We start from the raw sequence: 22,158 nt of genomic DNA on the forward strand, positions 1-22,158 counted from the left end.
CCGTTCCAGGTGAAGGTTCCGGAGGGACGGGCGCGGACCGACAAGGGCGGAACGACCGTGTTCACGGACAAGCTGAACAGCGTCACCATCACGACCGCCGCCGCCTCCACCGCTCCGACCGTCACCTCGGTCTCCAACACCGTCGTGTCACAACTCCGGGCACAGACAACCAAGTTCACCTCCCCGAAGGTCTCGCGGGTCGACCGGCACGCGGGCTCCACCGTGCTGCTCACCTACCAGGGCGACTCGGCCACCGACCCGGTCACCGGCAAGGTGGTGCGGGACGCGTTCGAGCGGTACGCCTTCCACCGGCAGGGGCACGAGGTGGACCTGACCCTGTCCGGCCCGGTGGGCGCCGACAACGTCGACCCGTGGCGGACCGTCAGCGACTCGTTCGCGTGGCGGTGAGCGGGATGGCCGCCTGGAGCGCGTACGACGACGTGAGGCTGGATGCCCGGGAGCTGTACCGCTTCTACCGGGCCGGCGAGGAGGAGACGCTCGCGCTGCGCGCGGTGTCGCTACGGGTCCGGTCGGGCGAGACAGTTGCTGTCGTCGGCCCCTCGGGCGCGGGCAAGTCGACCCTGCTCGCATGCCTGGCCGGACTCGACGAGCCGTCGGGCGGCGAGGTACGGGTGGCGGGCGTACGGATCAGCCACCGGCCCGAGACCGAACGCGCCCGGCTGCGCGCCCGGCACGTGGGCGTCCTTCTCCAGTCGCGCAACCTGTTGCCGCATCTGACCGTGCGGGACAACATCCGGCTCGCCCAGCGTGCCGTGCGCGGCCGACCCGCCGCGACCGCGCAGGCGCTGGTGCGGCAGGTGGGGCTGGAGCGGCGCGCGGGGGCGCTGCCCCGGCAGCTGTCCGGCGGTGAGCTGGCGCGCGCCGGGCTCGCCGTGGCCCTGGCCAATTCCCCGGACGTGCTGCTGGCCGACGAGCCGACCGGTGAACTCGACGGCGACACCGAGCAGTTGGTGCTGCGGATGCTGCGGGACCGGGCCGCGGAGGGTTGTGCGGTGCTGATCGTGACCCACAGCGCGGAGGCGGTGCGGGGCGCCGACCGCGTGGTCACGCTGGACGACGGGCGGGCCCATGAGGAACAACCGGGCTCCGCCGAGGCGAAGGAGCACGGTCATGTCCTGCGCTGATCTGCTCGTCTCCTGCCGGGGCGTCGCGCTCGCCTTCGGCCAAGGGCCCACCGCCGTGGTAGCCGTCCACGGCGCCGACCTGGACGTCCGCTCGGGCGACCGGCTGGCGATCGTCGGCCCGTCCGGGTCGGGGAAGTCGTCCCTGCTGCATCTGCTGGCCGGTCTCGAACGCCACACCAGCGGCAGCATCGACCGCCCCGGACTGAACGGGTCGCGCGACATCGGCCTGGTCTTCCAGGCCGACAGCCTAATCCCCGCTCTCGACGTCACGGAGAACACCGCGCTGCCACTGGTGCTGGCGGGCCGTCCGGAGAAGGAGACCCGCGGCCCGGTCGCCGAGGCGCTCGACGTGGTCGGCGCTGCCGGGCTGGCCGACCGGATGCCCGACGAGATCTCCGGCGGTCAGGCCCAACGAGTGGCCGTGGCCCGGGTTCTGGCGCACGCGCCCCGGCTGATCCTCGCCGACGAGCCCACCGGCCGCCTCGACCACGCCACCGGCGCCCGGGTTCTGGACGCCCTGCTGGCGGCGGCCGACCGGACGGGCGCCGCTCTCGTCGTCACCACCCACGACCCGGCGGTGGCCACCCGGCTCACCACTCGCCGGATCATGCGCGCCGGCCGACTGCTCCCGCCGGACCCAGCGCACTCGCCCGACAGCCCGGATGTACCGAGCGCGACGAAGGAACTGCCATGATCACCGCTTGGGTGCGCGGACTGGCCCGCCACCGCATCGGACGGCTCCTCGCGGCCGCAGCCGGGATCGCCCTCGCGGTCGCCCTGGTCGCCGCGCTCGGATCCTTCCTCACCGCGTCCAAGGCGACCATGACTCAGCGGGCGGTCCGCTCGGTCGCTGTGGACTGGCAGGTCGAGGTCCAGCCGGGCGCCGACCCGAACGCCGTGCTGTCCCTGGTGAAGGGAGCGGGAGGCACCAAGACCGCGCTGCCCGTGGAGTTCGCCCGCACCACCGGCTTCACCGCCACCGTGCAGGGCAGTACGCAGACCACGGGTCCAGGCGTGGCGCTCGGCCTCCCGGCCGGCTACCGCGGGCAGTTCCCCGACGAACTGCGCACCCTGTCCGGCTCGGGCACCGGCGTCCTGCTCGCCCAGCAGGCCGCGTCCAACCTGCACGCAGCTCCCGGCGACACCATCGGCGTACGGCTGCCCGGCGCCGGGCTGCGGCAGCTGCGGGTGGACGGCGTGGTCGACCTGCCCCAGGCCGACTCACTGTTCCAGAAGGTCGGCGCGCCCACCCAGTCCCAGCCGACCGCTCCTCCGGACAATGTCGTCCTGCTGCCCGCAGCACGGTTCGCCGCCCTCACACGCGGAGCCACCGGCGTCACCACGCAGATCCACGTGGCCCGCAACGCACAGCTGCCGTCCGATCCGGCCGCCGCCTTCAGCTCGGTGACCGGCGCCGCCCACAACGTGGAGGCCAAGTCGGCCGGCGGCGCGCTCGTCGGGAACAATCTCGGCGCGGCTCTCGACTCCGCGCGCCAGGACGCGCTCTACGCCCAGATCCTCTTCCTTTTCCTCGGTGTCCCCGGTGCCCTCCTGGCCGCGACCCTGACCGTGGCGGTCGCCTCGGCCGGCGGTGAACGGCGCCGCCGGGAGCAGGGTTTGCTGCGGCTGCGCGGGCTGCGGCCCCGTCAGATCACCGCGCTCGCGGGCGTGGAGGCCGCGCTGGTGGGGGTCGGCGGCGGCCTCGCGGGGCTCGCCCTGGCCGCGCTGACCGGCCGCCTCGCCTTCGGCGCCACCTCCTTCGGCACGACCGCGGGAGCCTGGTCGGTCTGGTACGCCATCGCCTTCATCCTCGGTGTGGCCGTGGCCGCCGGTGCCGTGCTCGTACCCGCCCTGCGGGATCTGCGCACGGTGACCGTCGCGGACACCAGGAGGGAGCCGGGGGCGTCCCGTTCACCCTGGTGGCTGCGGTGCGGCGTGGACTTCGCGCTGCTGATCGGGTCGTGGCTGGTCTTCCGCGCCTCCTCCGGAAACCAGTACGCCCTCGTCCTCGCCCCGGAGGGGGTGCCCAGCGTCTCCGTCTCGTACTGGGCCTTCCTCGGCCCGGCCCTGCTGTGGCTCGGCGCCGCCCTGCTGCTGTGGCGTCTGACCCTGCTGGCCCTCGCCCATGGCCGCCCGGCACTGGTCCGCCTCGCCCGTCCGCTGACCGCGACGCTCGCGGGGACCACCGCGTCCGTGCTGTCCCGCCGTCGGCGTCCGTTGGCCCGCTCGGTGGTGCTGCTCGCCCTCGCCGTGTCGTTCGCGATCTCCACGGCGGTCTTCAACGCCACCTACCGGCAGCAGTCCGAGGTCGACGCCCGCCTCACCAACGGCGCGGACGTCACCGTCACCGAACCACCCGGCGCCCGGATCCCGCCCAGCTCCGCAAGCGAGTTGAAGGTCTCCGGCGTCCGGCACGTCGAGCCCCTCCAACATCGCTACGCCTACGTCGGCTCCGACCTCCAGGACCTCTACGGCGTCCGGCCCGCCACCGTCACGAAGGCGACCTCGCTCCAGGACGCGTACTTCGCGGGCGGCACCGCGCGCCAACTGATGCAGCGGCTCGCCCAGCGCCCCGACAACCTGCTGGTCAGTGCGGAGACCGTGCACGACTTCCAGCTCTCCCCCGGCGACACGGTCAACCTCCGCGTCCAGGACGCCCGTACGAAGGCCCTGCGCACCGTGCCCTTCCACTACGCGGGGATCGTCAAGGAGTTCCCGACCGCGCCGAAGGACAGCTTCTTCGTCGCCAACGCCTCCTACGTGGCGAGGGCGACCGGCAGCGACGCGGTCGGCGCCTTTCTGCTCGACACGGGAGGCAGCCACCAGCAGCAGGTGGCCGCGCAATTGCGCAAGCAGCTCGGCACCGGGGCCACGGTCACCGACCTCACGCAGACGCGTGGCACGGTCGGCACGAGTCTGACCTCCGTCGACCTGGCCGGGCTGACCCGTATCGAGCTGGCCTTCGCGGTACTGCTGGCCGCCGGGTCGGGAGGACTCGTCCTCGCTCTGGGGCTCGCGGAGCGCCGCCGTACCTTCGCCGTCGCCACCGTCCTCGGCGCGAAGAGCGGTCAGCTGAGAAGCATGGTCCTCACCGAGGCACTGCTGCTGGCCACCGGTGGTCTGGCCGGCGGCGCGCTCATCGGATGGGCGTTGTCCGAGATGCTGGTGAAGGTCCTGACGGGCGTCTTCGACCCGCCGCCCGCGAGCCTGTCGGTGCCGGGCGGCTACCTGGCCCTGACCGCGGGCGCGGCCGTCGTCGCCGTACTGGCCGCCGCCCTGAACGGCATCCGAAGTGCGGGCCGGCCGGCGGTGGAGGAGCTGCGTGATCTGTGAGCGAAGGGGAGCGGACAGGCCGAGCGCCCCGCCCGCTCCTACGCTGTCCAGCATGCGTACGCACGCGACCGCCGACCGAAGCCGCCACCGCGTCCTCGTCGTGGAGGACGACGACACCATCGGCCGTCACCTGGAGGCCGGTCTGCGCGGCAACGGCTATGCGCCGACGTGGAGCCGGACGGGTTCCGCCGCTCTGGGCGAGGCCGCGCGGACCCGGTACGACGTCCTGCTGCTCGACCTCGGGCTGCCCGACATGGACGGTCTGGACGTCGCCCGTACCGTGCGGGCCCACCACCCGGACCTGCTGATCGTCATCCTCACCGCCCGCACGGACGACATCGACGTCATCGCCGGGCTGGACGCGGGGGCCGATGACTACCTCGTCAAACCGTTCAGCCTGACGGTGCTGCTGGCCCGGCTGCGCGCCCATCTGCGCCGCCGGGTCGTCGAGGCGCCGCCGCAGGAGCCCGTCCGGCTGGCCGACCTCGTCCTCGACGTCGCGGCCCGCCGCTGCACCTTCCATGACGAGGAAATCGAGCTGCGCCCCAAGGAGTTCGATCTGCTCGCCGTCCTGGCCCTGAACGCGGGTGCGGCCGTGTCGCGGGAGACGTTGATGGCGGAGGTCTGGGACGAGAACTGGTTCGGTTCCACCAAGACTCTGGACGTGACCATGGCCGGTCTGCGCCGCCGTCTCACCGAGACCGCGGGCACCTCCGCCCGGCTGCCCCGTATCACCACCTTGCGGGGGCACGGCTATCGGTTGGAACTCTGACGGACGAAGCCGCCGGCCGGCCTTCCGGCCCGCTGGTCGCCGGTTCAGTCCGCGTTGGGCCGGGCGAGGCCGTGGTCGTAGGCGAAGATCACGGCCTGGATGCGGTCGCGGGCTCCGATCTTGGCCAGGACGCGGCCTACGTGGGTCTTGACCGTGGACTCGGACAGGACGAACCGGGTGGCGATCTCGCCGTTCGTCCAGCCTTTGCCGACGGCGACGAGGATCTCGCGCTCGCGGTCGGTGAGGGAGCCGAGCATCGGATCCTCGACCGGGTCGTCGCGGTGAGCGGGCACGTGGCGGGCGAACTCGTCGAGGATGCGGCGGGTGAGGGCGGGCGCGATGACGGCGTCGCCGGAGGCGACCGCGCGGATGCCGGCGAGGAGTTCGTCGGGGCGTGCGTCCTTGAGGAGGAACCCGCTGGCGCCGGCACGGAGGGCGGCATGGACGTACTCGTCGAGATCGAAGGTCGTCAGCACGAGGACGCGCGAGCGGCCGCCGGAGGCGACGATGCGGCGGGTGGCCTCGATGCCGTCCATGCCGGGCATGCGGATGTCCATCAGCACGACGTCGGGGCGTAGTTCGGCGGTCTTGCGGACCGCTTCGGCGCCGTGGGCGGCCTCGCCGACGACGTCGGTCTCGGTGACGGAGTCGAGGAGGAGGTGGAAGCCGTAGCGTTGCAGCGCCTGGTCGTCCACGATGAGCACGGTCGTCATCGGTCACCACCTTGCGGCGTCAGGTCCAGGACGGCCTCGACGCTCCATCCTCCGCCGCCCGTCGGCCCCGCGCTGACGGTGCCCCCGTACAGTGCCGCCCGTTCCCGCATGCCCACCAGGCCCTGTCCTTCCTCGTTCGGCGGTCCGGACCGTGCGGCCGGGCCGGTGTCGCGGACCCGGATGCTCAGCCGGCTGTCCTCGACGAGGATCGCCAGGTGCACCCGCGTGTCCGCGTCGGCGTGCTTGAGGGTGTTGGTCAGGGCTTCCTGGACGATGCGGTACACCGTCAGCTGCACGCCACTGTCCAAGGCGTCCATGTCGCCCGAGGTCTGGTAGACGACCTCCAGTCCGGCGGCGCGCACCGTGGCGCACAGTGCGTCGATGTCCGCGATGCCGGGCTGCGGGCTGAGCTCGGGACCGCTCCGGGGACCGTCCGCGGAGCGCAGCACGCCGAGGACCCGGCGGAGTTCACCGAGGGCCTGCCGGCCTGTGTCGCCGATGAGCAGCAGGGTCTCCTTGCCCCGTTCGGGAGCGATGTCGCTGGCGTAGGCGCCGGCGTCCGCGAGCGTGATGATGACGGACAGGTTGTGGCCGACGATGTCGTGCATCTCGCGGGCGACACGGGTGCGTTCGGTGGCCGTGGCCAGCCTGCTGCGTTGGTCGCGCTCGATCTCCAACTGGGCCGCCCGGTCCCGCAGTCCGGCCAGCTGGGCGCGGCGGATGCGGATCATCAGGCCGAGCGCGAGGGCCGCGGTCGCCGTGCTCAGCAGGAAGAACAGCGCGTCCCAGACGGAGACGGCCGAGGCCGCGCGTGCGGCGACCAGGGCCATGGCGCCCGCCATGGCCGCGCAGGCCCACGGCAGCTGTCGCAGTTGTCCGTGCAGGGTCAGGCTGTACAGGGCGACGAAGAGAGCGACGTCCGCGCGCAGTGCGGCGCCCAGGGACCACTGGAGGACGAACACCGCCGTGATGACGGCGAACGACGCGAGGGGTCTGCGTCGCCGCCACAGCAGGGGCAGTACCAGGCCGGCCTGGAGCGCCAGCATGCCCGCGACGGGGAGTTCGGTGAAGGCGAGCCGGAACCGGCTCGGGCCGTCGCCGTCGTCCACACCGCCGTGGAGCAGGTCGGGCAGGCAGAACATCAGGAAGACCAGGGCCACGACCGCGGTGTCCAGCATCCACGGACGTGCCCGGTCGGCCTGGCGCAACCGCTGGCCGCCCCGGGACAGTCGGGCGACCAGCGGCCCCATACCGCTGATGTCATCGGTGGTCACGGATGCCACGCTGCCACGGTGGGGTCGGTCACGCGTCGCTGCGTGCCAGCCGACAGGCCGCGCCCGCCAGCGCCAGGACCGTCCAGGTGAGGAAGACCAGCAGCCCGGCGCCGGGAGACAGGGTCGTGGAGTCGTGGGTGAGGGCGAACATCGACTCCCCCGCGTTGGACGGCAGGTAGGGGCTGATGTCGTCCTGCCAGGAGCTCGGCAACAAGGAGATCAGACCCGGGATCAGCATCAAGCCGGCCACGAGCACGGAGATCCCACCGGCCACCGACCGCAGCAGTGCGCCCAGAGCGACGCCGATCACGCCGACCAGGCCCAGGTAGAGCCCGGCGCCCAGCAGGCTCCGCAGGACACCCGCGTGCGAAAGGCTCATGGCCGCGGGTGTGCCCGAGACGATGCCGCCGCCCATCAGGAAGGCGAGGAACGCGCCGAGCGTCCCCACCACGAGCGCGACCAGTCCGAACACGGCTGCCTTGGACCAGAGCACGGGGAGCCTGCGGGGTACCGCCGCGAGCGTGGAGCGGATCATGCCGGTCGAGTACTCCCCCGCCGCGACCAGCACGCCGAGCACTCCCAGTGCCAGCTGGGCGAAGTTCGTGCCGAAGAGGGACAGGCTCACGGCCGTCGAGTCGGCGAAGTCCCCGTCGAGGTGACCCGAGTCGATCCCCGACTTGTACCGGCTCGCGGCGATCACACCGAACGCCACCAGGAACAGCAGGCCGAGGCCCAGGGTGATCCAGGTCGAGCGCAGGGACCACAGTTTGGCCCATTCGGAGGCGAGCACGCGCCGTCCGGTCACCCGCTGGACGGGGCGAGCGGGTGCGGTGCGGGGTTCCTCGGCGGTCGTGGTGAGGGTGCTCACGCGGACCTCCTGAGGGTGTCGGTCCCGGTCGTGGAGCCGTGATACTCGACGGCATCCCTGGTCAGGTTCATGAAGGCCTCCTCCAGCGACACGGTTCGCGCGCTCAACTCGAACAGTGCGATGCCGTGTTCGGCCGCCGTCAGCCCGATCTCCCTTGCCGTCAGCCCGGTCACCTGCAGTTCCTCGGAGCCGACCCGGCCGGTGACATCGACGCCGGGCCCCGCCAGTACCTCCCGCAGCCGCGCCGGATCCTGTGTCGTCACCTGCACCGTGCCGCCGCCTGCCTCACGGATCAGCTCTCCCACAGTGGTGTCGGCCAGCAGCCGCCCGCGGCCCACGATGATCAGGTGGTCGGCCACCAGCGCCATCTCGCTCATCAGGTGCGAGGACACGAACACCGTCCGCCCTTCGTCCGCGAGGCCCTTGAGCAGATTGCGGATCCAGAGCACGCCCTCCGGGTCCAGCCCGTTGACCGGCTCGTCCAGCATCACTGTCTGCGGATCGCCCAGCAACGCCGCCGCGATGCCCAGCCGTTGCCCCATCCCGAGCGAGAAGGACCCGGCCCGCTTCTTCGCCACGCTGTCCAGGCCGGCGAGGCCGATGACCTCGTCGACGCGGCTGCGCGGAATGCCGTGGGTCAGTGCGAGAGCACGAAGGTGGTTGTAGGCCGAGCGGCCGGGGTGGATCGACTTCGCCTCCAGAAGGGCACCGACCTCCTGGAGCGGCGACTGGTGGCGGGCGTAGGGACGGCCGTTCACGGTGACGGAGCCGCTCGTCGGGGCGTCGAGGCCCACGATCATCCGCATGGTGGTGGACTTGCCCGCGCCGTTGGGTCCCAGGAAGCCGGTCACCGTGCCCGGCTTGACGACGAAGTCCAGCCGGTCGACGGCCGTCTTCTCGCCGTACCTCTTGGTCAACTGTTGTGCGTCGATCATCCGCGCTCTCCCTCGGGGCTCCGGCGTCCGTCACCTCCGACGCCACACCGGCAACGCTAGGAGGCGAACCACCTCGATCCCGTGGTACCGGGAGGCTGAACCGCGCCGCGCACGTGGTACCGCGGTACTACACGGCTACCTGTCGTCTTCGCCGTGGTGGCAGCAGGCGTCCGACCGCTGTGACGGGTGGGCCGCCCACGTCGCACCGGGTGCCGCGGCGTCCGCTGCGCACTGGGCGCGCTCCGCGTTGTCGACCAGGCTCTCGCTGTCCGACGCGGCGTTGGCCAGGGTCGCGCAGCACAGCGTGAGCAGGAGGGCTCCTGCCACCAGCGGCAGGGGGCGCCGCCGGGGCGGCGGGGCCAGCAGGGCGCGCACCCGTTGGGGCACGGCGCCGCCGCTCACGGCCAGGGCTGGGGGGCGGGAGGCGCCGGCGGAGGCGAGTGCCGCGCGCCCGACGGCGCGTGCGACGACCTTCCGGCTGCCGATCCGGGCCGCGGCCTCCTCGTCGGCCCATCGTTCCAGGACGAACCCGCCCGCTTCGGCCAGCGGTCGCAGCAGCGGGTTGGCTGCCGCCGTGAGCCGCCACACGGTCTGGAAGAGGTGGTGGCGGTCGCGGAGATGGGCCCGCTCGTGCGCCAGGAGCGCCGCACGCTCCTGGTCACCGAGACAGCGCATCATTCCCCGGGACACAACGATCCTTCCGGGGGCACCGGGGAGCGCGAACGCCTGCGGGGTGTCGTCGTCGAGCACCACCAGTTCGGTGTCCGCGGACACCCTGCCGCATTCGCGTCGGGCCCACAGCAGATGGCGGCCCTGCCGCACGGCGGCCACCGCGAGCGACACGAGCCCCGCCACCAGCGTCAAGGCGGCGCCTGCCGCGACAGCCAGGGAGACGGGGTCCTGGGTGCGCAGGGCGGCCACCGACCAGTGGCCCTCCTCCGCGACCTCCGGGATCTGCGCGAAACCGGTGAACGCCAGCAGCGCCAGCGAGCCGAGCCAGCCGGTCGCCGTCACGACCGCGGCACACGCAAGGGACCAGGCGGCGGGCCGCGGTGCCGACCGCAGGGCTGCCCGAGGGGCGAGCACGGCGAGGACCACGGTGACCAGGAGCGGGATGTAGACGCTGATCGTCACTTGCTCACGGCCCGTCGTCGTCGCGCCCGGCGTCCTGCTCGCCCAGCAGGCGGTGCAGCAACTGCTCGTCGGCCTCGGACAGTTCGTCCACGAAGCGGGTGAGCACCGCCTCCCGGTCGGAGCCGCGCTCCAGCAGGGTGTGCATCCGTACGGCGGTGTCGGACGCCTCGTCCCGGACGGGCGCGAAGGCGTATCCGCGGCCCGCCGGGTGGCGCACGAGCATGCCCTTGTCGTGCAGGCGGGACAGGATCGTCAGCACGGTCGTGTAGGCGAGGTCGCCGGGCAGTCGCTCCTGGACCTGCCGTGCGGTCAGCGGCTCGTGCGCGGACCACAGCGCGGCGAGCACACCGCTCTCCAGCTCCCCGCGTGCCCTTCTGCCGGTCGCGCCGCCGCTTTCGGCGCTCGTCCCGTCGCGCATCGTTCACCAGCCTTCCAGCTCGACGCCTCACTCTACCGGCGGAGCTACTACATCTTGTACGAGATTACCTACTACATGTTGTAGAGTTCGGCCGCCCACTCCACCTGCGGAGGAACCAGCCCCATGCCCTACCTCGGAAGTTCGGTGCATCTGCGCGCCCTGGCGGCCGCCGCCCTGCGCCCCGACCCGGTGCCGGCCACGGCTGTGTCGGAGCGCGTCGCGATCGTCTCGGCGAGCATCGGCGCCGGCCACGACGGCGCCGCCGCCGAACTCGCCCATCGGCTCACGGAGCTCGGTCTCGTCGTCGACCGGTTCGACCTGTTGGATCTGTTGCCGGCCCAGCTGGGGCGGCTCGTCCGGGACGGCTACCACCGGATGCTCGTCCGGGCCCCCTGGGCCTATCAGCGGATCTACCGCAGCACTGAACACGCCGGTGGCGGCGGGCCGTTGGCCCGGGCTCTGTTGCGCACCGCCGAGGAGCACATGCTGCGCGTGCTGCCTCCCGGTACCGGCGCGGTCGTCTCCACCTACCCGGGAGCCAGTCGCGTCCTGGGCAATCTGCGGCGCCGCGGGCGGCTGACCGTGCCCGTCCTCACGTATCTCACCGACTTCTCCGTGCACCCGCTGTGGGTGGCCGACGGGGTCGACGTCCATCTCGCCGCACATGCCGTGCCGGCCGTCCAGGCGCGGGCCGCCGGGGCGCGGGACGTCCGGGTGTGCGGACCGGTGGTGGATCCGCGATTCCGTCCCGGAACGACACGGGAGCGCGACACGGCCAGGGACCGCTTCGGGCTGCCGGCCGACGCCCCGCTGGCGCTGCTGGTCGCCGGCTCCTGGGGGGTCGGACCCGTCCGGCAGGTCGCCCTGGAACTGCGCGACTGCGGTGCCGCCGTCCCCGTGGTCGTCTGCGGCCGCAACGAGGCACTGGCCGAGCAACTCCGCGCGGACGGCATCGAGCACGCCTACGGGTGGGTCGACGACATGCCCGCCCTGATGCACGCCGCCGACGTCCTGGTCCAGAACGCCGGCGGACTCAGCTCCCTTGAGGCGTTCGCCACCGGTCTGCCCGTCGCGAGCTACCGGTGCATACCGGGGCACGGGCTGACCAACGCCGCCGCTCTGGAGGAGGCGGGCGCGGCGGTCTGGATCCGCGACCCGGCCCACCTCAAGTCCGTACTCGGCGACCTGATCGACGGCCCGCTCGGGCTGCGCCAACGCGCGGCCGGTCTCGCCCTGTTCGCCACCTCCACCCCGGAGCAGGGTGGTGGGCCCGCCGCGGAGATAGCGCGCGTCCATCGCGCGGGGCTGCCGCCGTTGCCCGCCCGTCCCGTGGTGCGACGGCCCCGCACCGCGGCACGTCGCCTGGTGGCCACCGCTGCCGTTGCCTGCGGGGTGTGGGCCTGCGCCGTCGGCACCGGGATCGCCACCGCGTACGACGGCCCGGGCGTGATCCACGCCATCGGGCACACCCTGGACCTGGACGACCCCCGGCCGGTCCACGCCCCTCGCCCGATCGGCCACCACTCATGACCGCCGCCCGACTGGTCCGCACCGCGACCCTGGCCGCCCTGCCCGCCCTCGTCGCCGTCCATGCCGCGCCCGCCGTCGCCACCTTCGGGCCACTGCGCAATCGGGTCATGCCCCGCCTTGCGGGCCGGGGCCGACCGGACCACATCGCCCTCACCTTCGACGACGGCCCCGACCCTCGATCCACCCCGCTCTTCCTGCGTCTCCTCGCCGAGCACAACATCCGGGCGACCTTCTTCCTGCTGGGCCGCGAGGCCCAACGCTCCCCCGGCCTCGTCCGCGAGATCGCCGCGGCGGGACACGAGATCGGCATCCACGGCTGGCTGCACCGCCCACTGCTCCTGCGCGGTTCCCGTGCCATCTACGACGACTTCGCCCGCGCCCGCGACACCGTCGCCGCAATCACCGGTCTGCGCCCGACCCTGTTCCGGCCTCCGTACGGCGTTATGTCGACGGGCGCCCATCTCGCCGCGCGCCGCCTCCGGCTCGCCCCGGTGCTGTGGACCTGCTGGGGCGAGGACTGGACCGCCCGTGCCACACCGGAGTCCGTCCACCGAACCGTCACGTCCGACCTGGACGGCGGTGGGACCATCCTGCTCCACGACTCCGACTGCACGTCGGCCCCGGGCGCCTGGCGCTCCGCGCTCGGCGCGCTTCCCCGCATTCTCGAGACCTGCGAGCAACAGGGCTACGAGGTGGGCCCGTTGGACGACCACGGACGGTTCCACCCGGCCTGACGCGGCGAGTTCGACGACCCCGCTCCGAGTGCCCGTCTTCAGAGGACGGAACGGCGGGCAAGCCACCCCAGTACCAACAGGCCGGGCAGCAGCGGCAGCCAGGCCGTCAGCAGCCGGTAGCCGAAGACGGCCGACAGGGCCGCGGCTCCGGGTGCCCCGGCCGCGGTGAGCGTCAGGACGAGCGCGGCGTCCAGCGAGCCCAGGCCGCCGGGAGTCGGCAGCAGCAGGGCGGCGCCGCTGGCGAGGAGATAGGCCAACAGGACGTGACCGGCGGGCACCGACACGTCCAGGGCCCGGACCACGGCGACCAGTACGGCGGCGTGCACCAGGGCGAAGCCGAGAGAGCCGCCCCACAGGGCGCACGCCCTGGCCCGTCGGCCGTGCACGGCCCGCACGTCGGCCAGAATCCGGCCGGCCGCGCGTCGCATACCGCGGCGCAGCGGCCGGTACAGTGCCACGCCCAGCGCGACCGCTGCGATGCAGCCGATCACCGTGAGCATGACGCCCGCGCGCGGGACGACCGGCGCGATCCGCAGGGGCGGGGGCGAGGCCAGGAGCAGCACGACGGCCAGCATCAAGCGGACCAGCCCGCCGACGGCGGCCTTCACCGCGAGCGCGGTCGCCGAGCGCGTGGTGGACACCCCGCAGCGGGTGAGGAATCTCAGGTTGACCGCGCTCGCGCCGATCCCGGCGGGCAGCAGGTGGTTGGCGGCGCACGCCGCGAACTGGGCCGCCACCAGCCGCCCGGCGGGAAGTCGTTCGGCCACCGCTCCTTGTTGCGCGACGGCTGCGCACACCCAGGTCGCCAAGGCGGCCACACCGGCGACCAGCAGCCAGTTCCGGTCGGCGACAGCGAGCCGGTCGGTACCGGCGTCCACCGTGTTCCGGTGCGCGGCGAGGACCCAGACGGCCGCCGTGAGCACCACGGCCGTGGTCACGGCGAAGTGCCAGGGCCGACTGCGGGCGCGGGGCAACTGTGCGCCGGCGGCGCTCACGACCGCGTTCCCGATGCCGGGGACGGAGCGACGTACACGCGCAGGCCGGCCACCCGGTGCGCGGTCCAGGAGCGGGCGTAGCCGGGTGGGGCGCCGGTGGGTGTCACCAGGGTGGCCGTGGGCAGGTGGCGGGCGGTCCGCCGGATTCCGTCCGGGGTGGTGTTCGTGTCGTGGCCACCGGTCGCCGCGGACCCGCAGCCCGCGTAGTAGCCGATCGGGACGTCGTTGTCCCCGGTGACCAAGCAGGGTGGGCGTACGCCCAGTCGGTGCAGGTCGGTGGCGACGGCGGCCCACTCGCGGTGAGCCACGGTGGTACGCCGCACGGTGTGCTCCAGCACCGCGAGCTGCACGGCCAGATGCCCGGCCAGCGCGACCGTCACGGCCGCCACGGTCAGCGGCCGGGAGATCCGTCCGGCCCTGCCGACCAGGCGTACCGACAGTTCTGCGAGCGGAACGGCGAGCAACGCGTATGTCGGCAGCAGGAAACGCGGCGCCGCGTACCCGATGAGGAAGAGGTAGGGGAAGGCCGCCGAGACGGCGCAGGCCAGTGGTACCAGCGTTGCCGCGGTGTACCGAGCGCGGAGCGCGACCACGGCGGCGAGGACCGCGAGCACCGGCAGGGCGTACCACCACAGGGTCACGGGAAGCGCGGGGGCGGCACCGGTGCACGGGCGACACAACGTACGTCCGCCCAGAGCCCGCAGTTGATCGGCGAGGGCGACGTGCCAGCCGAGGCCGCCCTCGATGCGGGACGCGGCGGACAAACGCTGCCCGAGGCCGCCGTACGAGACGTACGCCTCGATCACCCACTCGGCCGCCCCGACCGCGAGGCCGCCGACCAGCGCCGTCAGCAGCGCGGGGCGCCGCCATCGCCGTACACACACCGTCAGGAGGAGCAGGGGCAGGGTCGCCCAGACCGCGTCCGTAGGGCGCATCCCGGCCATCAAGGCGGCGCTCAGGCCCACGCCCCACAGGGCCGTGCGGTCGAAGCGGTCGGCCTGCGCGCGCAGGAAGCATCCCGTGCCTGCGAGGGCGCCGACGGCGACCCAGTAGTTGGGCATGGCCTGCGGGCCGTAGTACAGCGTCACCCACAGCGTGGCGAAGAGGCCGCCCGCGGTCGCGAGGACCCTGGCTCGGAGGACACCCCGCCAGGCGCGGAGCGCGAGGAAGAGCCCGAGGCCGGACAGGACGGCCAGATAGATCCGCAGCAACACGGTGGACGACGACCAGGCGGCGACCGGCGCCACCAGCAACGGGACGCCGCGGGCGCGCGGGGCGCTGAAGAACGCGGCCGGCGCGTGGGACGAGACCTGGCTGACGTAGACCGTCTCGTCCCAGCCGAGTCCCATCCCCGGCCGTACGAGAAGGAGTTGGGCCAGAGTGAACGCGGCGGCGACGACAGCGAGCGCGGTCCCCTCCCGGGACCGGCGAGCGGAGCGCACTGCCGTCGGCAGGCCTGGCCCGCATCCGCCGGTCGACTCGACCTGCGCGCTGTCCGTGGCCTGCGGGCCGTCGCTCATCACCCACCCCTTTCCCCTACAGCCTGTAGGGCCATCAACCCTACAGGCTGTAGTGGCCGACCGGCGCGCCAAGGCCGAGCAACCCCTACAAGCTGTAAGGTCTCGGGCATGGCTGGGACGGGCCCACAGGGCAGAGCCGAGCGGCGCAACGCCGGCGAGCTGGAGAGCGAAGTGCTCGCCATCCTCTGGGCGAGCGACGAGGCGATGGCTCCGACGGAGATCCAGACCGCGATCGGCGGCGAGCTCGCCTACAACACCGTGCACACCATCCTCAAACGCCTGTACGACAAGGGGCTCGTCCTGCGGGACGCGAACGGCCGACGCGGCGTCTACCGACCGGCCAAGAACGCCGCAGAGCTGACCGCTGAGGCCATGCACAAGGCCCTCGACCGAGGACCGGATCCCATCGCCGCGCTGCAGCAGTTCGTCACCGGACTGAGCGCCGAGGAGGAACGGGCGCTGCGGGAGCTGCTGGGGGAAGCGGAACGCTGAGAGCGGACGCCGACACTCTCGCTTCCACCATGGAACGTTCCTCACTCCATCATCGTCTACAGTTCAGTAGACCGTCTACAGAATTGTAGTCACTTGTCGGGCGCCGCCGTTCTGCCGCATCCGACGGCCAGCAGAAGGACGAAGGGCACTCGATGATGACCACGGCCGTACACCTGTCGTCCCAACTCGCCGTCAACGTGCTGGATGCCCGGTCGCTGCTGTCCGCCTTCGGTGTGCTCGGCGTGGGTGTGGTGCTGTTCGCCGAGACCGGGCTGCTGATCGGCTTCTTCCTTCCCGGCGACTCGCTGCTGTTCACGGCCGGTCTGTTGTGCACCGGCACCGCCGACCGCGGCCTGAAGCTGTCGCTCGCGCCGCTCTTGGTCGCCGCGGCGGTGGGAGCGCTGGCGGGCTCGCAGTGCGGATATCTCCTGGGCCGCAGAGCGGGCGGCGCCCTGCTGGCCCGCAGCCGCTCGGCCCGCCTGCGCGAGGGGGCGAAGCGCGCGGAGGAGCTGCTGGAGGGCTACGGGCACGCGAAGGCGATCGTGCTGGCCCGCTTCGTGCCCGTGGTGCGCACGGTCCTCAATCCGATGGCGGGCGCCCTCGGGGTGCCGGTGCGGACCTTCACCCTCTGGCAGGTGGTCGGCGGGCTGGTGTGGAGCCTGGGTCTGACGCTGGCGGGGTACGCGCTGGGCTCCTCCGTGCCGAACGTGGACCGGTATCTGCTGCCGATCGTCGCGGTGATCGTGGTGCTGTCACTCATTCCGCTCGCCTCCGAGATGTACCGCTCACGCCGGGCCTCGAAGGCGGAGGCGAGGGAGAGGGAGGCGCGCGGATGATCCCTGCTCTCGACGGTTCGTCGGTCGACGGCTCGGCGTACACGGATGTGGTGAACCTCGCCAGGGAGGCTCCGCCCTGGCTGGACGACTCGGTGGTGGCCTGGTCGACGTACGGACTCGCCGCGTTCGGGGTGCTCATGGTGATCGGCTGGTGGCGAGCCCGCCGGGTCGACGCGGTCGCTTCGGTGACGGCGCTCGCCGTACCGCTCGTCGTGGTCGTGGCTTATGGGGCGGACACCGCGCTGAAGCTGCTGGTGCGCGAGGACAGACCCTGCCAGAGCCTTCGGGTGACCACGCTGGAGGCGTGTCCGGCGCCCGGCGACTGGTCCTTCCCCAGCAACCACGCGGTCGTTGGCGCCGCGGCGGCCGTCGCCCTGCTGTTCGTCTCCCGTCGGCTCGGCGCGATCGCCGCGGTGGCCGCGGGCGCGATGGCGGCCGCGCGGGTCTGGGTCGGCGCGCACTACCCCCATGACGTGCTGGCGGGTGTCGTGGTGGGCGCCCTCGTCTCGCTCCTCGCCATGCCCGCACTGCGCAGACATGCGGAGATCCTGGCTCTGCGGCTCACGGCTACCCGCCTGCGTCCGCTGCTGGTGGCCGTCGTATGACACCGCCGGTCCTGATCATCGGAGGCCGGCTGTTCGCCCTCGGCCGGCTGGGACTGTGCCTGTACGCCGTCAGCCGCCGGCTGCCCGAGCAAGGCACCCCCGGTACGACGACCACGGACGCGGCACCAGAGCGGAAGGAGGACCATGCGTCAGACCATCCTGGTCGTCGAGGACGATCACGGCCTGCGTGACGTCCTGATGCGCGGACTGCGCGACGAGGACTTCGACACCGTGCCCGCGCCGGACGGCGCCACCGCTCTGCGGCTGGCCGGTGCCGACGTCTCCGCCGCCGTGCTCGACATCGGACTGCCTGACGCCGACGGGCGGGACGTGTGCCAGGCGATGCGCGCGAACGGGTTCCTCTCCCCCGTCATCTTCCTGACCGCCCATCACCGGCTGCCCGACCGGCTGGCCGGGTTCTCCGCCGGCGGCGACGACTACCTGCCCAAGCCGTTCCATCTCGCCGAACTCGCCGCCCGCTTGCGGGCCGCCCTCAAACGGGCCGCGCCGCCGCCTGCCGCCACCGCCGGTGACCTGTTCCTGGACGCCGTACGGCACACTGCCAGCGTCCGAGGCACCCGGGTGGATCTGACGCCGACCGAGTTCCGTCTGCTGGCCGCACTCATGACGGCCGACGGCGGTATCGTGCGCCGCCGCGAACTGGTCCGGGCGGCCTGGCCGGAGGGCGCTCAAGTGCATGACAACACCCTCGACCAGTACCTGACGAGGCTGCGCCGCAAGCTGCGCGAGGCGGGCAGCGACCGAACGATCGGCACGGCCCGCGGGATCGGCCACCGTCTGACATGAGCGACATCCGTCCACGGGCCGTCTCCCTGAGCCGGCTGGCGCCTCGCACACTCCGCGGCCGGCTCTCGCTCGTCGCCCTCACCACGGCCGCGCTGCTGATGCTGGTCCTCACCGTCGCCTTCAACGTCGTCGCCGGCCACCGCCTCCAGCACCAGGCGGACGACGAACTACGGACCCGCGCCGCAGCCGTCGCGACGACCGTCGACACCAGCGGCACGACGGTACGTGTCCTGGAGACCTCCCACGACGAACTCCTCGACACCAATGTGTGGATCTACGCCGGCCGGCACCTGCTGGAACAGCCGCCGGGCGCCGGCCACTTGACCCGGATCGCCGATGCCCTCGCCGGGCGCGGCGGGCGACGGTGCGTCACCGCTGACGTCCATGGCCCGCTCCGGCTGTGCTCTCAGCCAGTGCCCGGAGGCAGGAGCGAGGCCTCGGTGGTCACGGCATTGGACCTCTCGCCCTACCGCAGTTCGGCCGACACCCTGCTCCTGGGATCGATCACCCTGGACGTCGTGATGCTCGCCTGCACCTACGCCCTGACCCGGCTCGCGGTGGGCCGCGCACTGCGCCCCGTCCGCACGATGACCGACCAGGCCAGCCAGTGGAGCGCCGTCGCCTCCGAGGAACGCTTCGGCAACGTGCGGCACCCGGCCGAACTCGCAGGCCTCGGTACGTCGTTGGACGCGATTCTGGACCGTATCCGCACACTTCTGCGCCACGAGCGGCAGCTCACCGGCGAGCTCTCGCACGAGCTGCGTACGCCTCTGAGTCGCATCATCGCCGAACTCGACTGGTGGCAGACCCGCCCCCGCACCGACGACCAGACCCGCGCCACCCACAAGGTCATCACGGATGCCGCCGAGTCCATGCGCACCATCTGCGAAACCCTCCTGGACGACGCCCGGGGCGGCACGCTCTCCGCACCGGGCACCTCGGAGGTCCTGCCCACACTGCAGCGCCTCACCGAAGTCCTGGACGCGCCGGGCCACTTGACGGTCACCGCCGACGGCCCGCGACTGGAGGCCGGAGTCCCATCCGCCCTCCTCGAACGCATCGTCAGCCCGCTCCTGACCAACGCATCCCGCTACGCCCGCTCCCGTGTCGCCGTGCGCGCGTACCGCACACCCGGTGGCGTGCGCATAGACGTCGTCGACGACGGACCCGGTGTACCACCCCCGTTCGCCGGACGGCTCTTCGAGCCCGGTCAACGTGCCGCTCCCGCCAACGGACACCTCGGGGCGGGTCTGGGACTGGCGTTGGCGCGACGCCTCGCCCGTTCCGTCGGCGGCGACGTGACCTACGACCCCGTGCACACGCCCGGGGCCCGGTTCGTGATCAGCCTGCCCGCCGCCTGACACCGAACCCTCCCCCGTGTCACAGCGCGACGTCGCACCGGATGTCCTTGCGAGAGGCGGCCAAGTAGCCGACGAAGCCGAGAATGGCCACCGTCCAGAACAGTGTGACCGGCCCCAGACCCAGGTCGAGTCCGCCTCGACCACGACCGACGGCCATCCAGTCGGCGACGGAGGCACCGAGCGGGCGGGTGATGACGTAGGCCGCCCAGAACGCGACCACCGCGTTGAGCCCGCCCCATCGGTGAGCGGCGGCCGGAACCGCGATCGCCGCGGCGTACAGGACCGCGGAGCCCAGATAGCCGAGACCGATCGTGGCGGTGAGATCCCCTGCGGCGGTACCCAGCGCGAACGTCGCCAGAACGGCGGCCCAGTAGAAGATCTCGCGGCGCCGGGTGTGGATGCTGTGGATCGACAGAGTGCGCTCGCTGCGGTACCAGAGGGCGAAGACGGCGGCCAGCGCGGCCATGAAGAACGGGGTCGACAGTGCGTACGGCACTCCGAGCCCGACGTGCAGGACATCGGCGGCCATCGTGCCGAACACGCTGACCATGACGATCGCCGTCCAGTAGATCCAGGCCACATACCGCCGGGCGGCGAACTGCACCGCCAGGGCAGCGACCAGACCGATGCCGCCGAGGCCCACGGCGGGGATCGGGCCGAACACGTGGGCCAGATAGTCGGAGGCCGTCTCACCCATACCGGTCGTCAGCACCTTGATGATCCAGAAGTAGACGGTCACCTCCGGCACCTTGCTCGCCGCGTGCAGCCCATGGCGCGAAGGCCGGTTGTCCGTGAGGTGATCAGTCGTCATGGCAGGCACGATGACACGGCGCCCGACGGTTGCCCCAGACCTCTTTGCCAGAGCTTTGGCGCTTCTGGTGAGTGAGTTTCCCGAGGCGCGCCTGAGCCTGAACACAACCTGAATGCAGTGGCGAAAGTGCTGGTGAGCGGCGTGTGCCGGTGATATCCCCGGTCTTCCGCACTGCCGAAGCAGAGGCATGGACGGGATCAGGATCACGTTTCCTGCCTGACGCTGAACGCAATAGCTGCCCCTTGGGGTTCAGGCGGTGCGCTCCTGCTCCAGTTCCCGCTTGAGGTTGCGCAAGGTCGTTGCAATGTTCCGGGCCTGGAAGGCAGCGAACGTCCTGCCCGAGGTGGCGAGTCGGTCGAAGGCGTTGGCCACGAACGTCGGCCATGACCGCCGATCGTCCGTCCAGGTCTCCGTCACCCGCGTGCCCTCACCAGCCGGCTCGAAGCGGTACTCCCAGGTGGCGATCGGGCCGCGCAGAATCGGCCGGGTACGCCCGATGGCGTGGACGCGGAAGGCGAAACTGCGGCCCGGATCGGCCGCCGTGACCGTGCAGCGCGTCACCCAGCGGAACCGGCCACGCTTGTTGCGCCCGACGAACGTGGTGCCCAGCGTGGCGTTCCCGTCCGGGCCCGTCACCGTGCCCAGGTTCTCCGGGCTCCAGCGGCCCATGTCCCCGGGGCGGCTGACGGCACGGTAGGCGGCCTCCGGCGGAACGTCGATGACGATGCTGTCGCTCACGGTGAACACTCGGGACACTGCGTCGCCTCTCACTGGGAACTCGAAATTACCGACGAGTAAGAATCATGGCATGCGCCCGGACCAGGCCAAAGGAGCGGGCAGCGACGAAGGGTCAGGGAGGCAGCGCGGACCATGCCTGCCAGGCGGTGTGGAGGTCGGTGTGCCAGTGCAGGCGTCCGTCCTCTGCCGTGTGGGAGCGGAGCAGGTCCGGGGCCAGCAGGTGGATGGTGTGCGGGCCGTCCGGCCAGGGCGGCAGCGGCAGGAACTCGTCCATGGACAGGCGCAGTTGCCGCAGGTCGAGGACGACGACCGTCGCCTCACCGCACCGAGCGGTCAGCTCCGTCCGCAGGACGCCGCTCGTGACCGTGGTCAGCCGGCCCGCCGCCGCGCACCACACCTGAGTGCCCGAGACCGCGAGGACCCGGACACGGAAGAGTGCCGACATGTGCTCCGTCCTCTCTCGACTGCTCTCGGCTGCTCTCGGCTGCCTGAAGAACTGGGGCATTGGTGAGGGGCGGGACTGTTGTGGTCCCGCCCCTCGTCTCCTCCCCGTCACAGGAGTCGTACGGCCGGGCACCACGATGTCGGGTTCCCGGCCTGGCTGGCGGTCCGTCAGCTGGTGGGCATCAGGACGGTGTCGATGATGTAGACGTTGGCGTTGGCGGTCTTGACGTTGCCGCAGACGACCTTGGCCGAGTCATTGACGGTGTACGACTCACCCGAGCCGGCCGTGGTGACCTTGGCCTTCTCCAGGGTGTCGAAGGAGCCCTTCTCCAGGTCCTTGGGCGTCAATTGCTGTCCCACCACGTGGTACGTGAGGATCTTCGTCAGCTGGGCCTTGTCGGCCAGGACCTTGTCGAGGGTGGCCTTCGGGATCTTGGCGAACGCGTCGTTGGTGGGCGCGAACACGGTGATGCCCTGGGCGTTGTTGAGCGTGTCGACCAGGCCGGCCTTCTTCACCGCCGTCACCAGCGTGGACAGGGCCGGGTTGTTGGAAGCGGCGGTGGCGACCGGGTCCTGGGCCATGCCGTCGAAGGAACCGTCCAGGTGTCCGGAGACCCCGGACGGGGATACACGGCTCGCGGTGTTGGAGATGCTGGGGCAACGGTGAGCACTCGGCCGAGCATGGTTGGATCC

24 protein-coding genes are annotated in these 22,158 nt (G+C 72.1%); 12 read left to right on the plus strand and 12 right to left on the minus strand.

Features of this window, described 5'->3' with window-relative positions; genetic code table 11:
• The first annotated feature begins 57 nt into the window (after positions 1–57).
• Genes ACWDR3_RS20685 through ACWDR3_RS20705 form a run of 5 tightly spaced genes read left to right on the plus strand, consistent with a single transcriptional unit; the run spans position 58 to position 5,250 of the window.
• Positions 58–408, plus strand: a complete 351-nt coding sequence (locus tag ACWDR3_RS20685) for a hypothetical protein (protein WP_450353953.1) — start codon at positions 58–60, stop codon at positions 406–408.
• 5 nt (positions 409–413) lie between these two features.
• Complete coding sequence (locus tag ACWDR3_RS20690) at positions 414–1,145, plus strand: ABC transporter ATP-binding protein (RefSeq protein WP_450353978.1); 732 nt, start codon at positions 414–416, stop codon at positions 1,143–1,145.
• Positions 1,132–1,839 (plus strand): ABC transporter ATP-binding protein, encoded by a 708-nt coding sequence (locus ACWDR3_RS20695; RefSeq protein WP_450353954.1) that lies wholly within the window; start codon positions 1,132–1,134, stop codon positions 1,837–1,839. The genes ACWDR3_RS20690 and ACWDR3_RS20695 overlap by 14 nt, the downstream gene beginning before the upstream one ends.
• Positions 1,836–4,478 (plus strand): FtsX-like permease family protein, encoded by a 2,643-nt coding sequence (locus ACWDR3_RS20700; RefSeq protein ID WP_450353955.1) that lies wholly within the window; start codon positions 1,836–1,838, stop codon positions 4,476–4,478. The genes ACWDR3_RS20695 and ACWDR3_RS20700 overlap by 4 nt, the downstream gene beginning before the upstream one ends.
• Positions 4,479–4,530: 52 nt before the next feature.
• Positions 4,531–5,250, plus strand: a complete 720-nt coding sequence (locus ACWDR3_RS20705; protein ID WP_450353956.1) for a response regulator transcription factor — start codon at positions 4,531–4,533, stop codon at positions 5,248–5,250.
• Positions 5,251–5,294: 44 nt separating this feature from the next.
• Here the strand turns inward: ACWDR3_RS20705 and ACWDR3_RS20710 are convergent, their stop codons facing one another.
• From ACWDR3_RS20710 to ACWDR3_RS20735, 6 genes are all read right to left on the minus strand, one after another.
• Entirely contained in the window at positions 5,295–5,963 is a 669-nt protein-coding gene (locus tag ACWDR3_RS20710; protein ID WP_450353957.1) for a response regulator, read from the minus strand.
• On the minus strand, positions 5,960–7,237 hold the full coding sequence (locus tag ACWDR3_RS20715) for a sensor histidine kinase (RefSeq protein WP_450353958.1): 1,278 nt from the start codon (positions 7,235–7,237) through the stop codon (positions 5,960–5,962). Before ACWDR3_RS20715 ends, ACWDR3_RS20710 begins: the two co-directional genes overlap by 4 nt.
• Before the next feature lie 28 nt (positions 7,238–7,265).
• Positions 7,266–8,105 (minus strand): ABC transporter permease, encoded by an 840-nt coding sequence (locus ACWDR3_RS20720; protein ID WP_450353959.1) that lies wholly within the window; start codon positions 8,103–8,105, stop codon positions 7,266–7,268.
• Entirely contained in the window at positions 8,102–9,040 is a 939-nt protein-coding gene (locus ACWDR3_RS20725) for an ATP-binding cassette domain-containing protein (RefSeq protein WP_450353960.1), read from the minus strand. Before ACWDR3_RS20725 ends, ACWDR3_RS20720 begins: the two co-directional genes overlap by 4 nt.
• Positions 9,041–9,175: 135 nt before the next feature.
• Complete coding sequence (locus tag ACWDR3_RS20730; RefSeq protein WP_450353961.1) at positions 9,176–10,174, minus strand: M56 family metallopeptidase; 999 nt, start codon at positions 10,172–10,174, stop codon at positions 9,176–9,178.
• Positions 10,175–10,178: 4 nt separating this feature from the next.
• Complete coding sequence (locus ACWDR3_RS20735; protein WP_450353962.1) at positions 10,179–10,592, minus strand: BlaI/MecI/CopY family transcriptional regulator; 414 nt, start codon at positions 10,590–10,592, stop codon at positions 10,179–10,181.
• 123 nt (positions 10,593–10,715) lie between these two features.
• Here ACWDR3_RS20735 and ACWDR3_RS20740 point away from each other — a divergent pair, with 123 nt between their 5' ends.
• Both ACWDR3_RS20740 and ACWDR3_RS20745 read left to right on the plus strand, forming a co-directional pair.
• Entirely contained in the window at positions 10,716–12,122 is a 1,407-nt protein-coding gene (locus ACWDR3_RS20740) for a glycosyltransferase (RefSeq protein WP_450353963.1), read from the plus strand.
• Positions 12,119–12,856: a polysaccharide deacetylase family protein gene (locus tag ACWDR3_RS20745; RefSeq protein WP_450353964.1), complete on the plus strand. Its 738-nt coding sequence runs from the start codon at positions 12,119–12,121 to the stop codon at positions 12,854–12,856. The genes ACWDR3_RS20740 and ACWDR3_RS20745 overlap by 4 nt, the downstream gene beginning before the upstream one ends.
• Before the next feature lie 38 nt (positions 12,857–12,894).
• Here ACWDR3_RS20745 and ACWDR3_RS20750 read toward each other — a convergent pair whose 3' ends face one another.
• Both ACWDR3_RS20750 and ACWDR3_RS20755 read right to left on the minus strand, forming a co-directional pair.
• On the minus strand, positions 12,895–13,851 hold the full coding sequence (locus ACWDR3_RS20750) for a lysylphosphatidylglycerol synthase domain-containing protein (RefSeq protein ID WP_450353965.1): 957 nt from the start codon (positions 13,849–13,851) through the stop codon (positions 12,895–12,897).
• Positions 13,848–15,371 carry a hypothetical protein gene (locus ACWDR3_RS20755; RefSeq protein WP_450353966.1) on the minus strand — a complete coding sequence of 508 codons (1,524 nt, stop codon included), beginning with the start codon at positions 15,369–15,371 and terminating at the stop codon, positions 13,848–13,850. The genes ACWDR3_RS20750 and ACWDR3_RS20755 overlap by 4 nt, the downstream gene beginning before the upstream one ends.
• A gap of 108 nt (positions 15,372–15,479) precedes the next feature.
• Between ACWDR3_RS20755 and ACWDR3_RS20760 the strand changes: the two genes are divergently transcribed.
• The 5 genes from ACWDR3_RS20760 (at position 15,480) to ACWDR3_RS20780 (ending at position 19,472) form a co-directional block, all read left to right on the plus strand.
• Positions 15,480–15,863, plus strand: a complete 384-nt coding sequence (locus ACWDR3_RS20760; RefSeq protein ID WP_450353968.1) for a BlaI/MecI/CopY family transcriptional regulator — start codon at positions 15,480–15,482, stop codon at positions 15,861–15,863.
• A 155-nt stretch (positions 15,864–16,018) separates the two neighbouring features.
• Positions 16,019–16,699 (plus strand): DedA family protein, encoded by a 681-nt coding sequence (locus ACWDR3_RS20765; protein ID WP_450353969.1) that lies wholly within the window; start codon positions 16,019–16,021, stop codon positions 16,697–16,699.
• Positions 16,696–17,304, plus strand: a complete 609-nt coding sequence (locus ACWDR3_RS20770; protein WP_450353970.1) for a phosphatase PAP2 family protein — start codon at positions 16,696–16,698, stop codon at positions 17,302–17,304. Before ACWDR3_RS20765 ends, ACWDR3_RS20770 begins: the two co-directional genes overlap by 4 nt.
• 144 nt (positions 17,305–17,448) lie before the next feature.
• Positions 17,449–18,111, plus strand: coding sequence for a response regulator transcription factor (locus ACWDR3_RS20775; RefSeq protein ID WP_450353971.1), 663 nt, complete (start codon positions 17,449–17,451; stop codon positions 18,109–18,111).
• Positions 18,108–19,472: an ATP-binding protein gene (locus ACWDR3_RS20780; RefSeq protein WP_450353972.1), complete on the plus strand. Its 1,365-nt coding sequence runs from the start codon at positions 18,108–18,110 to the stop codon at positions 19,470–19,472. Before ACWDR3_RS20775 ends, ACWDR3_RS20780 begins: the two co-directional genes overlap by 4 nt.
• Before the next feature lie 19 nt (positions 19,473–19,491).
• Here the strand turns inward: ACWDR3_RS20780 and ACWDR3_RS20785 are convergent, their stop codons facing one another.
• The 4 genes from ACWDR3_RS20785 to ACWDR3_RS20800 form a co-directional block, all read right to left on the minus strand.
• On the minus strand, positions 19,492–20,283 hold the full coding sequence (locus tag ACWDR3_RS20785; RefSeq protein ID WP_450353973.1) for a COG4705 family protein: 792 nt from the start codon (positions 20,281–20,283) through the stop codon (positions 19,492–19,494).
• Between the two features lie 249 nt (positions 20,284–20,532).
• The gene (locus ACWDR3_RS20790) at positions 20,533–21,039 is read right to left on the minus strand and encodes an SRPBCC family protein (protein WP_450353974.1); all 507 of its coding nucleotides are present in this window, start codon (positions 21,037–21,039) and stop codon (positions 20,533–20,535) included.
• A 94-nt stretch (positions 21,040–21,133) separates the two neighbouring features.
• Positions 21,134–21,466: a hypothetical protein gene (locus ACWDR3_RS20795; RefSeq protein ID WP_450353975.1), complete on the minus strand. Its 333-nt coding sequence runs from the start codon at positions 21,464–21,466 to the stop codon at positions 21,134–21,136.
• Between the two features lie 167 nt (positions 21,467–21,633).
• Positions 21,634–22,158 (minus strand): fasciclin domain-containing protein (locus ACWDR3_RS20800; protein ID WP_450353976.1); only part of this gene is annotated, 525 nt, incomplete at its 5' end.

The organism is Streptomyces sp. NPDC001002 (assembly GCF_053599215.1).

What these genes read in the sequence shown, in the direction of transcription:
- ACWDR3_RS20725 (WP_450353960.1), bottom strand. Translation starts at nt 9,040, where the DNA reads ATGATCGACGCACAACAGTTGACCAAGAGGTACGGCGAGAAGACGGCC.
- ACWDR3_RS20705 (WP_450353956.1), top strand. Translation starts at nt 4,531, where the DNA reads ATGCGTACGCACGCGACCGCCGACCGAAGCCGCCACCGCGTCCTCGTC.
- ACWDR3_RS20710 (WP_450353957.1), bottom strand. Translation starts at nt 5,963, where the DNA reads ATGACGACCGTGCTCATCGTGGACGACCAGGCGCTGCAACGCTACGGC.
- ACWDR3_RS20695 (WP_450353954.1), top strand. Translation starts at nt 1,132, where the DNA reads ATGTCCTGCGCTGATCTGCTCGTCTCCTGCCGGGGCGTCGCGCTCGCC.
- ACWDR3_RS20765 (WP_450353969.1), top strand. Translation starts at nt 16,019, where the DNA reads ATGACCACGGCCGTACACCTGTCGTCCCAACTCGCCGTCAACGTGCTG.
- ACWDR3_RS20740 (WP_450353963.1), top strand. Translation starts at nt 10,716, where the DNA reads ATGCCCTACCTCGGAAGTTCGGTGCATCTGCGCGCCCTGGCGGCCGCC.
- ACWDR3_RS20795 (WP_450353975.1), bottom strand. Translation starts at nt 21,466, where the DNA reads ATGTCGGCACTCTTCCGTGTCCGGGTCCTCGCGGTCTCGGGCACTCAG.
- ACWDR3_RS20780 (WP_450353972.1), top strand. Translation starts at nt 18,108, where the DNA reads ATGAGCGACATCCGTCCACGGGCCGTCTCCCTGAGCCGGCTGGCGCCT.
- ACWDR3_RS20745 (WP_450353964.1), top strand. Translation starts at nt 12,119, where the DNA reads ATGACCGCCGCCCGACTGGTCCGCACCGCGACCCTGGCCGCCCTGCCC.
- ACWDR3_RS20760 (WP_450353968.1), top strand. Translation starts at nt 15,480, where the DNA reads ATGGCTGGGACGGGCCCACAGGGCAGAGCCGAGCGGCGCAACGCCGGC.
- ACWDR3_RS20690 (WP_450353978.1), top strand. Translation starts at nt 414, where the DNA reads ATGGCCGCCTGGAGCGCGTACGACGACGTGAGGCTGGATGCCCGGGAG.
- ACWDR3_RS20735 (WP_450353962.1), bottom strand. Translation starts at nt 10,592, where the DNA reads ATGCGCGACGGGACGAGCGCCGAAAGCGGCGGCGCGACCGGCAGAAGG.
- ACWDR3_RS20700 (WP_450353955.1), top strand. Translation starts at nt 1,836, where the DNA reads ATGATCACCGCTTGGGTGCGCGGACTGGCCCGCCACCGCATCGGACGG.
- ACWDR3_RS20775 (WP_450353971.1), top strand. Translation starts at nt 17,449, where the DNA reads ATGCGTCAGACCATCCTGGTCGTCGAGGACGATCACGGCCTGCGTGAC.
- ACWDR3_RS20785 (WP_450353973.1), bottom strand. Translation starts at nt 20,283, where the DNA reads ATGACGACTGATCACCTCACGGACAACCGGCCTTCGCGCCATGGGCTG.
- ACWDR3_RS20770 (WP_450353970.1), top strand. Translation starts at nt 16,696, where the DNA reads ATGATCCCTGCTCTCGACGGTTCGTCGGTCGACGGCTCGGCGTACACG.
- ACWDR3_RS20755 (WP_450353966.1), bottom strand. Translation starts at nt 15,371, where the DNA reads ATGAGCGACGGCCCGCAGGCCACGGACAGCGCGCAGGTCGAGTCGACC.